The organism is Cupriavidus necator N-1 (assembly GCF_000219215.1).
GTDB classification, from domain to species: domain Bacteria; phylum Pseudomonadota; class Gammaproteobacteria; order Burkholderiales; family Burkholderiaceae; genus Cupriavidus; species Cupriavidus necator.
The window spans coordinates 1,872,175-1,886,563 of record NC_015723.1 but is presented as its reverse complement, the minus strand read 5'-3'; the positions used below and the strand labels follow the sequence as shown (position 1 = coordinate 1,886,563).

The 14,389-nt window shown below is 66.1% G+C and carries 17 protein-coding genes; 7 read left to right on the top strand and 10 right to left on the bottom strand.

Going from position 1 to position 14,389, the window contains the following annotated elements; translation table 11 throughout:
- Positions 1-19: 19 nt before the first annotated feature.
- The 8 genes from CNE_RS26625 to CNE_RS26590 form a co-directional block, all read right to left on the bottom strand.
- Positions 20-964, bottom strand: a complete 945-nt coding sequence (locus tag CNE_RS26625) for a sugar kinase (protein ID WP_013953396.1) — start codon at positions 962-964, stop codon at positions 20-22.
- Positions 961-1,749, bottom strand: coding sequence for a sugar phosphate isomerase/epimerase family protein (locus CNE_RS26620; RefSeq protein WP_013953395.1), 789 nt, complete (start codon positions 1,747-1,749; stop codon positions 961-963). The genes CNE_RS26625 and CNE_RS26620 overlap by 4 nt, the downstream gene beginning before the upstream one ends.
- Complete coding sequence (locus CNE_RS26615) at positions 1,746-2,480, bottom strand: amino acid ABC transporter ATP-binding protein (protein ID WP_013953394.1); 735 nt, start codon at positions 2,478-2,480, stop codon at positions 1,746-1,748. Before CNE_RS26615 ends, CNE_RS26620 begins: the two co-directional genes overlap by 4 nt.
- Positions 2,467-3,117 carry an amino acid ABC transporter permease gene (locus CNE_RS26610; RefSeq protein ID WP_013953393.1) on the bottom strand — a complete coding sequence of 217 codons (651 nt, stop codon included), beginning with the start codon at positions 3,115-3,117 and terminating at the stop codon, positions 2,467-2,469. Before CNE_RS26610 ends, CNE_RS26615 begins: the two co-directional genes overlap by 14 nt.
- Positions 3,114-3,872, bottom strand: a complete 759-nt coding sequence (locus CNE_RS26605) for an amino acid ABC transporter permease (RefSeq protein WP_013953392.1) — start codon at positions 3,870-3,872, stop codon at positions 3,114-3,116. The genes CNE_RS26610 and CNE_RS26605 overlap by 4 nt, the downstream gene beginning before the upstream one ends.
- Positions 3,873-3,926: 54 nt before the next feature.
- Entirely contained in the window at positions 3,927-4,730 is an 804-nt protein-coding gene (locus tag CNE_RS26600) for a transporter substrate-binding domain-containing protein (RefSeq protein WP_013953391.1), read from the bottom strand.
- A gap of 246 nt (positions 4,731-4,976) precedes the next feature.
- Positions 4,977-6,032 carry a LacI family DNA-binding transcriptional regulator gene (locus CNE_RS26595; RefSeq protein WP_013953390.1) on the bottom strand — a complete coding sequence of 352 codons (1,056 nt, stop codon included), beginning with the start codon at positions 6,030-6,032 and terminating at the stop codon, positions 4,977-4,979.
- Between the two features lie 136 nt (positions 6,033-6,168).
- On the bottom strand, positions 6,169-6,912 hold the full coding sequence (locus tag CNE_RS26590) for an SDR family oxidoreductase (protein ID WP_013953389.1): 744 nt from the start codon (positions 6,910-6,912) through the stop codon (positions 6,169-6,171).
- Between the two features lie 98 nt (positions 6,913-7,010).
- On the opposite strand from CNE_RS26590, the gene CNE_RS26585 reads away from it, so the two are divergent.
- Positions 7,011-7,907, top strand: coding sequence for an AraC family transcriptional regulator (locus CNE_RS26585; RefSeq protein WP_193351071.1), 897 nt, complete (start codon positions 7,011-7,013; stop codon positions 7,905-7,907).
- Positions 7,908-8,000: 93 nt separating this feature from the next.
- Here the strand turns inward: CNE_RS26585 and CNE_RS26580 are convergent, their stop codons facing one another.
- Together CNE_RS26580 and CNE_RS26575 are read right to left on the bottom strand one after the other, a co-directional pair.
- Entirely contained in the window at positions 8,001-8,420 is a 420-nt protein-coding gene (locus CNE_RS26580; RefSeq protein WP_041228915.1) for an organic hydroperoxide resistance protein, read from the bottom strand.
- 33 nt (positions 8,421-8,453) lie between these two features.
- Positions 8,454-8,762, bottom strand: coding sequence for a hypothetical protein (locus CNE_RS26575; RefSeq protein WP_013953386.1), 309 nt, complete (start codon positions 8,760-8,762; stop codon positions 8,454-8,456).
- 413 nt (positions 8,763-9,175) lie between these two features.
- Here CNE_RS26575 and CNE_RS26570 point away from each other — a divergent pair, with 413 nt between their 5' ends.
- The 6 genes from CNE_RS26570 (at position 9,176) to CNE_RS26545 (ending at position 14,387) form a co-directional block, all read left to right on the top strand.
- Positions 9,176-10,111 (top strand): dioxygenase family protein, encoded by a 936-nt coding sequence (locus CNE_RS26570; protein WP_013953385.1) that lies wholly within the window; start codon positions 9,176-9,178, stop codon positions 10,109-10,111.
- A 41-nt stretch (positions 10,112-10,152) separates the two neighbouring features.
- On the top strand, positions 10,153-10,902 hold the full coding sequence (locus CNE_RS26565) for an SDR family NAD(P)-dependent oxidoreductase (protein ID WP_013953384.1): 750 nt from the start codon (positions 10,153-10,155) through the stop codon (positions 10,900-10,902).
- A gap of 51 nt (positions 10,903-10,953) precedes the next feature.
- Positions 10,954-11,838: a BKACE family enzyme gene (locus tag CNE_RS26560; protein ID WP_013953383.1), complete on the top strand. Its 885-nt coding sequence runs from the start codon at positions 10,954-10,956 to the stop codon at positions 11,836-11,838.
- A 41-nt stretch (positions 11,839-11,879) separates the two neighbouring features.
- Positions 11,880-12,857: a quinone oxidoreductase family protein gene (locus CNE_RS26555; RefSeq protein WP_013953382.1), complete on the top strand. Its 978-nt coding sequence runs from the start codon at positions 11,880-11,882 to the stop codon at positions 12,855-12,857.
- Positions 12,854-13,195, top strand: coding sequence for a cupin domain-containing protein (locus CNE_RS26550; protein WP_013953381.1), 342 nt, complete (start codon positions 12,854-12,856; stop codon positions 13,193-13,195). Before CNE_RS26555 ends, CNE_RS26550 begins: the two co-directional genes overlap by 4 nt.
- Positions 13,196-13,283: 88 nt before the next feature.
- A complete protein-coding gene (locus CNE_RS26545; protein WP_013953380.1) occupies positions 13,284-14,387 on the top strand; it encodes a porin in 1,104 nt (367 codons plus the stop codon).
- Positions 14,388-14,389: the final 2 nt, after the last annotated feature.

Here is a 14,389-nt window from a genome sequence, read left to right as displayed (position 1 = left end):
GGTAATCCTTGCTGTGGCTTCACAAACTGGCGGCCGCCAGCTGGGCATGGGTCGGCAGGCCTTCGGTATCGCCCCGCACCTGCACCGCGCGGGCGCCGATCCAGGCGCCGCGCCGGACGGCGTCGCTTACTGACCGGCCCTCCAGCAGCGCGCTGATCACGCCCACGGCAAAGCCATCGCCGGCACCAACGGTGTCGACGACACGCTCGACGCTGAATGCCTCGACATGGCCGGTGCCGCCTTCGCCATCGAAATAGGCGCCGTCGGCTCCAAGCTTCACCACCACCAGCCTGGCGCCGCGCGCACGGTAGAAGGCGGCAATGCGTTCCGGCTCGGCGTGGCCGGTGAGAAAGCGGCCCTCTTCGATGCCGGGCAGCACCCAGTCGCACTGCTGCGCCAGGTCGTTCAGCGTCTCCCGCATCAACTCGGGCGTGGCCCACAGCGTGGGCCGCAGGTTGGGATCGAACGAGATCGTGCGGCCGGCGGCTTGCATGGTGGCGATGGCCTGGCGCGTGGCAGCCTGCGTGCCTGCGGCCAGCGCGGGGAACACGCCGGTGACGTGCAGATGCCGCGAGCGCCGCAGCCACCTGCCGTCGAGGTGTTCCGGGTTCATGCGGCTCGCCGCCGAGCCGCGGCGGTGGTATTCGACGGGAGGATCGCTGCCGTCGTCGACCCGGCCCTTGAACTGGAAGCCGGTGCGTTCACCGGGCGCGCACACCACCTGGCTGCAATCCACGCCTTCGCGCTGCACTTCACCGAGCAGGTAGCGGGCCATCGAGTCGTCGCCCAACCGGCTGGCCCATCCGACCTTCAGGCCCAGGCGCGACAGGCCGATGGCCACGTTGGTCTCGGCACCGGCGGTGCGCTTGTGGAAGGTCTGCGCGCCTTCGAGCGGCCCGGCTTCGCCGGCGACCAGCATCAGCATCGCCTCGCCCAGGGTGACTACGTCAAGATCGGTGCTCATGCGGGGACCTCCACCGAACGCAGCAGTTCGACATGACCGCGCGTGACCTGCACCAGATCTTCGCCTTGCAGCGGGAATTCGATCGCACGCGCAACGTGCGTGGGCAGGCGGCGCAAGACGCTGCGCCAGGGTGCCGCCGACTGGTCAAGCGGCACCGCGATCCATTTGGCAGGCGTGCGCTGCACGCCTTTGCAGTGCACGTAGCCGACGCCGGCGCCGAGGACCTGCGCGGCGTCGAGTGGGTCTTCGCCGGTCCAGTGCCAGTTGCCCATGTCGAAGGTCATCGGCACGGTCTTGCTGAGCGCCCTGGTACGCGCGAAGAAGTCGCGCAGCGGCGGCACGGTGCCGGCCTGGGCGGTCTGGTCGTTTTCCACGACCAGTTCGATGCCATCGTGCCGCAGCCAGGGAAGCAATGCTTCCAGCGCCATGCCTTCCCGATAGCCGCCAAGCGACATCTTGACCCGGGTCGCACCGAGCGCCAGCGCGGTGGTGAAGGCACGGTCGAGCGCGGCGGCATCGAGGCTGCCTGCGTCATTCCAGAGGCCTTCCGGGCTGGACCAGACCACGCTCAGCCCATGCTGCTGGGCGACCTCGCGCTGTTCAATGACTTCATCCTTGTGCCCGCGCTGGAGTTCGCCGCGGAATTCCACGCCGTCCGCGCCGGCTGCCGCGGCAATCCGCGCGAGCGCAGCCTGCCCGTCGCGAAGGGCGAGGTCGGCGCCATAGGCCGTCAGCGAGATCAGCACCGGCGGGCGCGAAGCACCATCTGCTTGCCACTGGCTCATTTCAGTGCTCCCGCGCTGAGGAATTGCTGCAGTTCCGGTGTCCGCGGCTGCGCGAACAGCGCCTGCGACGGGCCCGCCTCGTGCACCTTGCCCTGGTGCATGAAGATGGTGGTATGCGCCATGCGGCGCGCGAATTCCATCTCATGCGTGACCAGCACCATGGTCATGCCGGAGGCGGCCAGGGTTTCCATGACCCGAAGCACTTCCGCCGTCAGCTCGGGGTCGAGCGCGGAGGTGACCTCGTCGAACAGCATCACCTTGGGCTCCATCGCCAGCGAACGGGCGATGGCCACGCGCTGCTGCTGGCCGCCCGACAGTTGCTCGGGGTAGCAGTCCTTCTTGTCGAGCAGTCCGACCTGGGTCAGCACCTGGTCGACGATGCCGTCGATCTTGCTTGCGGCCATCTTCTTCACGATGGACGGCGCCAGCGCGATGTTCTCGCCCGCGGTCAGGTGCGGAAACAGGTTGTAGCTCTGGAACACCATGCCCACGTCGCGGCGCAGGTCGAGCAAGCGCTTGCGGTCGTGATCCAGCTTGTGCCCGGCGACGGTGATGTTGCCGGCGTTGATCGTCTCCAGGCCGTTCAGGCAACGAAGCATGGTGCTCTTGCCGGAGCCGCTGCGGCCGATGATGGCGACCACCTGGCCAGGCTCGATCGCAAACGACACGCCCTTCAGGACTTCGACGGCGCCATAAGACTTGTGGACGCCTTGTGCTTCAACGATTGACATGGAACCTCCTTTCCATGCGCCGGGCCGCCGCCGAAAGCGGGAAGCAGAGCGCGAAGTAGACAAGTGCGACGACGACGAAGACCGCGAAGGGCTGGAAGGTCGCGTTGTTGATCAGCTGGCCGGCGCGGGTCAGTTCGATGACGCCGATGATGGAAGTGATCGAGGTGTTCTTGACCAGCTGGACCGAGAACCCCACCGTGGGCGGCAAGGCCAGCCGTACCGCCTGCGGCAGCACCACGTGGCGCAGCTGCTGCCAGCGGGTGAGGGCGAGCGCTTCGCTGGCTTCCCACTGTCCTTGCGGCACGGCTTCGATGCAGCCGCGCCAGATCTCGCCAAGATAGGCGCTGGCGTAGATCGACATCGCCAGCATGGCCGCGACCATCGGCGACAGCTTGAGCCCGAGCACGGAGAGTCCGTAGTAGCTCAGGAACAGCACGATCAGCACCGGCGTCCCTTGCACGACCTGGATATAGGCCGTGCTGGCCAGGCGCAGCAGCGGGCTTCTGGAGGTACGCGCCAGCGCCACCAGGAAACCGGCCAGCGTGCCGCCGACGAAGGCGAGCAGGGTCACCCACAGCGTCCAGCGTGCCGCCAGCAGCAGGATTTCAAGATGATTCCAGGAAAACTCGGTGATCATTTCGCGCTCCCTGCAACCGCTGCCGTCAGATCCGCCTGCGCCAGCGGCATGACCGGGGCTGTGCGGGCCAGCTTTCGTGCGCGCGCCACCACGCGGCGCCGCTTGAACACCAGGTTGCCGATCAGCCCGAACATGGCGCGCAGCAGCAGTGCCAGCCCGATATAGATGAACATGACGAGGATGTAGCTCTCGAAGGTGCGGAAGGTCTGCGAATCGACCTGGCTGGCGACCGCCGTCAGCTCTTCCACCGAGATCGTCGACACCACGCTCGACGTCAGCATCATCAGCGTGAACTGGCTGGTCAGGGCCGGATAGACCTTCTCGAAGGCCGGCACCAGCGCGACGTGGCGGATCAGCTGCCAGCGTGTCATGCCCAGCGCGGCGGCGGCTTCAAGCTGCGAACGGTGCACCGCCTGCAGACCGGCCCGGATGATTTCCGTCGAGTAAGCGCCGAGGTTGACGGTCATCGCAATCACCGCGGCGGTGACGGCATCGATCTGCAGGCCAACGGTGGGCAAGCCGAAGAAGATGATGAAGAGCTGGATCAGGAAGGGCGTGTTGCGGATGGCTTCGACATATGCCCTGGTGGCACGCTGCAGCCAGGGGCTGCCAAAAGCGGCGGCAATGGCGCCGGCGGTGCCGACCGCGGTGCCAAGCAGGATCGAGCCGAAGCTGAGCGCCAGCGTCATCGCCGCGCCTTCCGCGAAGCGATCCAGCTGCGACAACACCGGGGTCCATTCGAATTGGTAGTTCATGCGGGTCTCCTGGCGCGCCGGCTGGCGCCGGCGCGCAGCCTCAGACGGCCTGGTTCAGAACGCTTGCAGCGCGGGCAGCGACTTGCCGGTCCACTTCTGCGCAATGGCGTCGAGTTCGCCGTTAAGCTTGACGTAGGAGATGGTGGTGTTGAGCCATTGGCGCAGCTCGAAGGCGTCGCGGCGCACGGCCATCGAATTGGGTTGCACCGAGAACGCGAACTTGGCGTCGAACTTGCCGGCGCCGCGCGCCTTCATGATCTCGTTGCCGGTGGTATTGGGCAGGGCAATGGCTTCTACCTGGTTGCTGATCAGGGCCTGCGCGCAGGTGGCATCGTCCTCGAAGCGGACGATGTTCATGCCGGGCACGGCCAGGCGGGTCAGCGCGCTGTCCTGCGTGGTGCCGCGCGTCACGCCTACCTTCTTCTTCCCGAGCTCAGTCAGCTTGGCGTACTTGGCAGCGACGGGAGCAAAGATGGTCAGCTCGAACGCGCTGTAGGGCGCACTGAACATGATGGCCCGCGCCCGCTCGGGCGTCGGCGCCAGCGTGGCGACCAGGAAATCGACCTTGCCGGCCTCCAGCGCCGGAATCCGGCTGGGCGAGGTGAGCGGAACGATATCGACCGGAACGCCCAGGTACTTGCCCAGCAGGTTGGCCACGTCGACGTCATAGCCGGCGGGTTTGCCGGTGGCGTCCGTGGTGCCGAAGGGCGGGGCGCCGGTCACCACGCCGATGGTGACCTTGCCCTTCTTGACGATCTCGGCGACGGTCTGCGCCTGGGCGGTGAAAGCGGCGCTGGTCAGGACCAGTAGAGTCAGCACGGGCGCGGCTACGCGGCGCAACAAGCGTTGGACGTTCATCAATGTCTCCTGCACGGTTATGGAATGTGTCGCTGGCGTCGCAGCGTTTGGCAAGCACCGTCTTGAAACCGGTTTCAGGATTATAGGAAACCGGTTTCAGAGATCCAGCAGTGGAAACCCTTACGGTCAAAAACTGCGTTTGGCGGATGCGGAAACAGGCACGTCAGGCACCCGCAGGCCGTGCGAAGCGGGTGCAGGCGTGGATCAGGCGGGCACGGCGGACGCCGGCGGGGAAGGGCTCTGCAATCAGGCGCGGCGGGTGGATCCGCGCGTGACCAGCGTGCCGGGCAACAGCACCCGGCGCGGCGGCAGTTGCGCGCCTTGCAGGCGCTCGATCAGGCAGTTGGTGGCGACGCGCCCGATATCGTCGGTGGGCTGGGAAATGGCGCTGAGGCCAGGACCAACCAGTGCAGCCCATTCCGGATCATCGAAACCGATCAGGCCCAGGTCGGCGCCAAGTTGCCACCCCAGTCTGGCGGCTGATGCGGCCACGCGCAGCGAGATCACCGCGTTGGCCGCCAGCACGGCAACGGGTGCCTGTCCGGCGCCACGGCGCAGCGCGCGGAGCGCTTCATCCAGGGCATCGTCGTCACCTCTCTGGGCTTCAAAAACGGTCCCGCCAACCGTGTCCGCGTGTTCGGCGACAAAGGCCTGGAACGCGCGCGCCCGCTCATTGCGCGAGCTGATGGCCTTGATCGGCTCGCTGATGAAGAGCAGGTGCCGGTAGCCGGCTTCGACCAGATGGCCGGCGGCTTCCTGGACGGCGGTCTGGTTGTCCAGGGCCACCAGGTCGACTTCGGCGTCGCCGACCTTGCGGTCGACCAGCACCACTGGCTTGCCCAACTGCGCCGCATCGGCCAGGGCGCCGGCATCGTGGCCCAGCGTATGCAGGATAAAGCCCTCGACCCGGTAGGCCGACAGCGAGCGAATGGCTTCGCGCTCCAGTTGCTCGTCATTGCCGAGGTTGAACAGCATCACCATATAGCCGGCGTCGCGGCAGGCCTTCTCAACGCCGCGCAGCACGGCCACCGAGAATGAATTGGAGACATCGGCGACCACCAGGCCGATCAGGCGCGACTTGCCGCGCTTGAGCCCCTGCGCCATCGGGCTGGGGCTATAGCCGAGCGCGCGGATGGCCGCGGCCACGCGCGCCTCCACGTCCGCGGACAACTGCTCGCCGCCCCGGTTCAGGTAGCGCGATACGGTTGCCTTGGAGACGCCCGCATAGTCGGCAACGTCCTGGATGGTAAGTTTCTCTGCGGGTTTCTGGTCGGACACAGGTCGGATAACGGGGCGCGGCATAGGGTTCGGGTCTCGGTGAAACCAGTTTCACGATTATGCCTCGGGCGTGTCGGGATGTGCCAGCATCCGGGCCATCCGATTGCGCGAGGCCGTGATTGGGCTCCGATACCTCGTGCGGCGAGACGCCCTTCGCCTCTTATCTCAAATGAGCCAGCGCTACCGCATCGGCACCTGCCGGAAACCGAAGCAGCCCGGACCTATCTTTGGCGGCACGCCAAACCGCTTCGGCCACATCGGCCTCGGTTGTCACCGCTGCCGGCTGCGAGAGTGAAGCAAAGATGCGCTGCGCGAAAGACGCGTATGCCTCTGGGATCAGGCCCTCCATGCGCGGTCCCCCGTTGCTGGTAAAGCGCGTGGTCGGTCCATAGCCTGGCTCGACCAGTTTCACGCTCACGTTGAACGCTTCGAGCTCGAACGCGAGCGACTCGGTGAAGCCTTCGATGGCCATCTTGCTCGCGGTGTAGACGGCCACCATCGGCATCGGCGCCAGCGTCGTGCTCGAGGTCACGTTTACCACCACGCCCGACCTGCGCGCACGGAACTGGGGCAGCACCGCCTGGGTCATCGCCATCACGCCGAAGGTGTTGGTCTCGAACACCTCGCGCGTCGTGGCCATCGGCGTGGCCTCGAAGGCGCCAAACAGGCCGATGCCCGCGTTGTTGACTAGCACGTCGATGGGCCCGCTCGCTGCAAGCGCAGCGGCGATGCTGTCGGGCTTCGTCACGTCGAGCGCCAGCACGCGGATCCGGTGGGATCGGGGCAACAGGTCATCGTTCGGCGTTCGCATGGTGGCGATGACGTTCCAGCCCTGCGCGTGGAAGTGGCGCGCGGTTTCAAGGCCATAGCCAGAGGAGCAGCCGGTAATCAGCACGGTTTTCATGAGGGTTTCGGTGGTGGTTTTGATGTCGGCAACGATAGCGGGGCTGCGACGGACTGCCTACAATGAAAAGTCCAGATTTCATTTGCAATCGTCCGGCGATGAGCGATCCCCTGTCAGAAGTCATTTCGCTGCTTCAGCCGCGTGCCGTGTTCTCCAAGTCCATCAGCGGCGCCGGCCGCTGGGGGGTTCGCTACGCTGACTTCGGCCAGCCAAGCTTCTGCGCCGTGCTCGAGGGCAGCTGTCGTCTCGCCGTCGACGGCCACCATGCCCTCACGCTTGAGGCGGGCGACTTCGTGCTTCTGCCGGCAACGCCGGGCTTCACCTTGTCGGGTTTTGAGCCGGTGGCGCCCGAGCGCATCGACCCCAAGGTGACATCCGCGCCGATGGGCGAAGTCCGTCACGGCAGGCGCGGTGGACGTCCCGATGTGCGCCTGCTCGGCGGCTACTTTGTCTTCGACTCGTCCAATGCCGCGTTACTGGTGTCGCTGTTGCCGGCGCTGGTGCATGTGCGCGGCGCCGAGCGGCTTTCGGCCATCGTTCGGCTCGTCGGCGAGGAATCGGGTGAACGGAGGTCGGGGCGCGAGCTGGTGCTCACGCGCCTGGTGGAGGTGCTGCTGATCGAAGCGCTGCGCTCAACGTCGGGGGAGGATGCGCCCCCGGGCTTGCTGCGCGGCCTGGCCGATGCCCGACTCGCGTCAGCGATGCGGCAGATGCACGCCGATCCCGCGCGCGCGTGGACAGTGGCCCAACTGGCAAAGAAGGCCGCGCTCTCGCGCTCGACCTTTTTTGAGCGCTTCACGCGCGCCGTGGGAATGCCACCGATGGAATACCTGATCGCCTGGCGCATGGCTGTGGCGAAGGACCTGCTCCGTCGCCATGACTTCGGGATCGCCGAGGTTGCCGAACGGGTCGGCTACGGCTCGGCAAGTACCTTCAGCACCGCGTTCAGCCGGCACGTCGGCCAGCCACCGAGTCTCTTCGCGCGCAAACGCTAGAACGTCGCATGGAACGCGACTGCGCCGGATAGCGGGTCCGCTTCGGTTCTGGAAGATGACCCGCCCGATGCCTCAGGCAGGTCACCGTGTGCATCAGACCAGCTTGGTTTCGACGTGGATGCTGCCGTGCAGGGCCTTCGAGTACGGGCAGGTCCGGTGCGCGGTATCCACCAGTGCCTGGGCCACTTCACGGTCGATGCCGGGGATGTGGACATTGAGCCGGGCCTGCAGCAAATAGGCCTCGCCAGCGCTGCCCAGGTCAACTTCGGCGTCGACCGAAAGCTCGGCCGGCAGCTTCACTTTCATCTTGCCGGCGGCCAGCCCGATCGCGCCGATAAAGCACGCCGACCATCCCGCGGCGAGCAATTGCTCCGGGTTCGTGCCCGGGCCTTTGGTGCCCGGCGAGGACAGTTGAAGGTTCAGCCGGCCGTCGTCGCTGTGGGCTTCGCCGTCGCGTCCGCCTGCGGTGATGTGGACTTTGCCGGTGTACAGCACTTTTTCGATACGGGTCATGATGCGTTCCTTGGTCATTCAGAGAGTTGGGGTTCAGGCGTAGGCGCCGTCAAGATAGGGGTCGACACTGCGCGCCGGGTCCGCTGAAACGCCGGTGCGGTCCAGGCCGGACAGGGTGCGTGCGCCGTCGTAGTACGGATCAACGTTGTGCGCACCGTCCGTGAACGGGTCGATGGCACGCGCGCCATCGCTGTACGGGCTGCGTGCCTCTTGCACGGAGCGGGCACCGTCGGTGAAGGGGTCTCGCGCGCCCGCCTGGGACAGTGCGGCGGCCTGCGCACCGGCAGCGGCGGCAACCAGGGCGATGGCGAAGACAAAACGCTTGGCGATGTGGGTAGTCATGATCGATTTCCTTAAGGGTTGGGTTCGGTATTGCGCGGCAGGGACTGGCTTCGTTGAGGTTCGCCGCCGGGCCACGGAATGCATTTAAGGCGATCGATGTATCTGGCCCGTAGCGCATGAGGGGTGTCTCTGTCGGAACACGTATCGTTGCGGCTGCGTGATACAGACGGGTACAAATTCATGCGCGAACGGGTTGGAGAGCCGCATCGGCAGGGGACTCGGACAGGCCTATGCGCCACATTCTGCGCCTCTGCATGCACCTAGGGTTTCTCCTGAAAGTCCTCCGTACGCCCTTGTTTTGATTGTGATTGTGGTCATGCGGCAGCCGTTGCAAGTCGGGTTGGTGACCAATTTCGGCCTTGACCATCCGTCGGAACCGCCGATAATGCAAACGTTTGCAAAGGAGACAAAACATGGAAACTTCCAGCGAGCGGCAGGCGCCACAAGGCGAGCGTCTGGCGCTGATCGAGGACGAACACTCGGTGACAGGCGTGGTGCAGGCGGCCATGGCCAATACCACCAATCCCCGCCTGCGCTTCGTCATGGATTCGCTGGTGCGGCACCTTCACGGGTTCCTGTCCGAGGTGCGGCTGTCCGACGAGGAATTCGAGCTGGCCCTGGGGTATATCGCCAGCCTGGGCCATGCGACCAATGCCAAACACAACGAGGTTGTCCTGGCTGCCGACGTGCTGGGGCTATCGACGCTGGTGACAGTCATGAACAACAGCACCAGGGACGGGCGCACGCCCGGCGCGCTGCTCGGCCCGTTCTATCGCGCCAACGCGCCGCGTTATGACTGCGGTGGCTGCGTGGTGCAGGACGACGCGCCCGGCTTGCCGCTGCTGGTCAGCGGCACCGTGCGGGCGACCGATGGCACGCCGCTGCCAGGCGCGCTGGTCGAGATCTGGCAGGCGTCGCCGGTGGGGCTGTATGACAACCAGGATCCGACCCAGCCCGACCGCAACCTGCGCGGCTGCTTCCATACCGATGAAAGCGGTGGCTATCACTTTCGCACGGTACGGCCTGCCGGCTATCCGGTGCCGACCCACGGCCCGGTAGGCATCTTGCTGGCCGAGCAGCAGCGCCATCCGTACCGGCCGGCGCATATCCATTTCATCGTCGCGGCGCCGGGCTACCGGACGCTCGTCACCCAGGTGTTTGCCGACACGCCGGACAAGCTGGAATCCGATGTCACGTTCGGCGTGCATCGGCAGCTGGTTGGCGATCTCCGGCTGCACCACCAAGGCCCCAGCCCGTGGGGCGATGTGCCGGCGCCGTTCTACACGCTGGCGTTCGATTTCACGCTGGAGCCTGGCGAGCAGACCTTCCCGAAGCCGCCGATTGACTGACGGCCCGATCGACTTACTCTGAACCATTCCCAATCGAAACCATGAGTGCTACTTCTCTTTCCGGCAAGGTGGCCGTGATCCTCGGCGGCACCGGCGCCATCGGCTTTGCCGCCGGTGAAACGCTGGCGCGCCTTGGCGCAAGCGTCGTGCTGACCGGGCGCGACGCCGACAAGGCGGCCAGTGCCGCGGCGGCCTTGCCGGCCGGCAACCATCTTGCCGCCGTGGCCGAGATTGCCGACAGCGCCTCGCTGCGCGCGCTGGCCGACGAGGTCAGCCATCACTACGGCCGCGTCGATATCCTGGTGAACACCGCGGGCTTTACGCGGGCGATCCCGCACGCCGACCTCGACGCCCTGGACGATGCGCTGATCGATGAACTGTTTGCCGTCAACTGGCGCGGGCAGTTTGCCGCGATCCGTGCGTTCGCGCCGCACCTGCGCGCCAATGGCGACGGGCTGGTGGTCAATGTCGGGTCCATCGCCGGCCGCACGGGGCAGGGCAGTAATGTTGCGTACTGCGCTGCCAAGGCCGGGCTCGATGTCATGGCGATGTCGCTCGGGCGCGCGCTGGCGCCGCATATCCGCGTGCTGAACGTTTCACCGGGCGTGGTCGATACCGCCTTCGTGCCGGGACGCGACAGCGGTTTCAATGAGCGCGCCGCCAAGTCGACGCCGCTAAAACGTGTCGGCCAGGCACAGGACGTGGCCGATGCCATCGCAGCCTGCGCGACCTCACTGCGCTTTGCCACTGGCACCACCATCGTCGTGGACGGCGGCCGCCAGCTTGGATAGGCCAGGCCCTCCATGTCTACCCAATCGCATTTCCATCACTGACCTTCGCTCATGCACGCACGCAAGACCATCATCACCTGCGCGGTGACCGGCAATATCGTCACCCCGGAGCAGCACCCCGGCTTGCCGGTCACGCCGGCCCAGATTGCCGACGCCGCGCTGGAAGCCGCCGAGGCCGGCGCAGCTGCCGCCCACATCCACGTGCGCGACCCTGAAACGGGGCGCCCGTCGATGTCGCTCGACTACTACGCCGATGTCATCGATCGTATCCGCAAGCGCAACCGCTCGCTGATCATCAACCTCACCACCGGACCCGGCGGACGCTTCGTGCCGAGCGAGGACGAGCCGCGCGTGGCCGCGCCCGGCACCACGCTGCTGCATCCCGCCAAGCGCGTCGAGCACATCGCGGCGCTGCGCCCGGACGTCTGCTCGCTCGACCTGAACACCATGAACTCCGGCGGCGACGTGGTCATCAACACGCCCACCAACGTGCGCAAGATGGCCGGCGTGATCCGCGCGGCCGGCGTCATGCCCGAGCTGGAGATCTTCGATTCCGGCGACCTCAACATGGCGCTCGACTTCATCCGTGAAGGCGTGCTGGACGGCCCCGGCCTGTGGACCTTCGTGCTGGGTGTGAAGTACGGCTTTGCGCCCACGCCGGAAACCATCTTCTACGCACGCAACATGCTGCCCGCCGGCGCCCACTGGTCGGCATTCGGCATCGGCCGCGCGGAGTTCCCGATCGTGGCCCAGGCATGGCTTGCAGGCGGACACGTGCGTGTCGGCATGGAAGACAACATTTATCTGGAGAAGGGCGTGCTGGCGCCAAGCAACGCGGCGCTGGTCGCCAAGGCGCGCGACATCGTCAGGTCGCTTGGCGGCGAGATTGCGTCGTCGGCCGAGGCCCGGCGCACGCTTGGCCTGCGCGAGGCCTGATCCCGGCCATACCGAACTAAAAATTTCAAGAAGGAAGCACCATGAACACCATTCGAGTCAGCGAGAAAGCCGCCAATATCGATGCCCTGCAACTGGAGCTGCTCGGCGTGCCGCGCCCGGAAGCGGCGCCGGGTCAGGTCATCATCGAGGTGGCCAGCGCCGGCGTGAACCCGAGCGACGTGAAGGCAACGCTCGGCCTGATGCCGCATGCGGTCTGGCCGCGCACGCCAGGCCGCGACTATGCAGGCCTGGTGGTCGACGGCCCCTCCGAGCTGCTGGGCCAGCAGGTCTGGGGCAGCGGCGGCGAGCTCGGCATCCGACGCGACGGCACGCATGGCAAGTATCTGCGCATCCAGGCCAGCGCGGTGCGCGCCAAGCCAGCGTCGGTGTCGCTGCTGGAAGCCGGCGCCGTGGGGGTGCCCTTCATCACCGCCTATGAAGGGCTGCGCCGCGCAGGCATGCCGCAGGCTGGCAGCACCGTGCTGGTGTGTGGCGGCAACGGCAAGGTGGGGCAGGCAACGATCCAGATCGCCACGGCGCTCGGCGCGCGCGTCTTTGCCGTGGAGCGCACCGCGGAGGCGTATCGCGGCCATGCCAGCGGCGACGTGCGCATGATCGATGCGAGCAGCGAATCCATCGCCGCCGTGGTGCGCGAAGAGACCGACGGACACGGTGCGGATATCGTCTACAACACGGTGGGAAGCCCCTACTTCGAACAGGCCAACCAGGCCATGGCGATCGGCGCGGCGCAGATCTTCATCTCGACCATCGAGAAGCCGGTGCCGTTCGACATCTTCGCCTTCTATCGTGGCCAGCACACCTATGTGGGCGTCGACACCCTTGCGCTGGACAGCAACGTCTGCGCGGGCATCCTTGACCAGCTCGCACCGATGTTTGCCTCGGGTGCGCTGCGGCCGTTCCCGGTCCTTTCCGACTACACCTATGCGCTCTCCAACGCCAAGGAGGCCTACCGGGCGGTCCTGCAAGGCGCTACCGAACGCGTGGTGCTCAAGCCATGAACACGACCCGGTTTGCAAAGGCGCCAGCCTACTTCCCGCCCAATCATGAAGGTATGCACTGCCTGCGCCTGCAAGGGCATGAAGCGGGACCGTCCGAAGCCTTGTGGATGGGGGTGTCGGCGCTGCTGCCGGGCGGCCATACGTCGATGGATGCCTCGCCGGTGGAAAAGCACTACGTCGTGCTGGAAGGCGAAGTCTGCATCGCCACGCCCGACGAGCGCGTGACGCTGGGCCAGTTCGATTCCGTGCGCCTGGCGCCGGGTGAGGCGCGGCAGGTGTCGAACCCGGGTAACCGGCCGGCGATGCTGCTGCTGGCGATGCCGTATCCCAAGGGCTGATTTTCTCGGGGCCGTACTGCAAACGATTGCAAAAAAAGCGGAGCAGACGGCCAGCCCACAACAACCACGACAAACCAAGGGGAGACAAATGAAATCCATCAGAAAGCGCAGCCATCTGCTCATGCTGGCCATGGCCGCAGGCTGTGGCGGCGAGGCCTGCGCGCAGTCAGCCGTGACCCTGTACGGGCGCATCAATACGGCACTGGAGTATTCCTATGCCAACACCGCGACCGACGGTACCCGCCTTGGCGGCGTGGGGCGCCTGACCAACAACCGCTCGGTCTTCGGCATGCGCGGCGAAGAAGCCCTGGGCGGCAGCCTGAAAGCGATCTGGCAGATCGAGAGCAATTTCTCGCTCGATACCGGCCAGGGCCAGGTGGCGGGGCGCAATACGCGGGTGGGGCTGCAGGGCGATGCCGGCACGCTGTTCCTGGGGCACTGGCAGACCCCATACACCGAATCGACGCTGGCCTACGACCCGTACTATCCGACCACTGCCGGCTATATGGCGCTGATCGGCAATGGCTCCACGTCCAGTTCCGACAACGTGCAGGACACCAGCTCGTTCGACCGCCGGCAGAAGAACATCATCGTCTACAAGACGCCGTCGTTCGCCGGCTTCAGCGGTGCCGCGGCGTGGGGCGTGAACGAGGAGAAGACCACCGTACCGCGCAATCCCGGCTTGTATTCGTTCTCGGCCGCCTACGACAACGGCCCGCTTAACGTGGCGCTGGCCTATGAAGTCCACCAGCACTACCAGACCGCCGGCCGCAACGATGACGCGATGAAGGCGGGCGTCTCGTACAAGTTCCCCACCACCACCGTGGCGCTGCTCTATGAACGGCTCCACTACCGCACCGCGACCGGCGACCTGACCCGCAACGGGTACTACGCCTCGCTGGTGCAGAAGCTCGGGCCGGGCAGCGTGCGCGTCGGCTTTGGCCTTGCCAGCAATGGCGCGGGCAATGCGACCGAGACCGTGGGCTTCTTCCGCAGCGGTGCGGAAACGGGCGCCACGCAGATCACGGTCGGCTACGACTATCCGCTGTCCAAGCGCACCGCGCTGTATGCGTACTACAGCCGCATCAACAACAAGCGCAATGCGATCTACGACTTTGCCATCAATGAGCTTGGCGTGAGCGCGGGTGCAGACCCGCAGACGGTCGCGCTCGGTATGCGGCACTTCTTCTGATG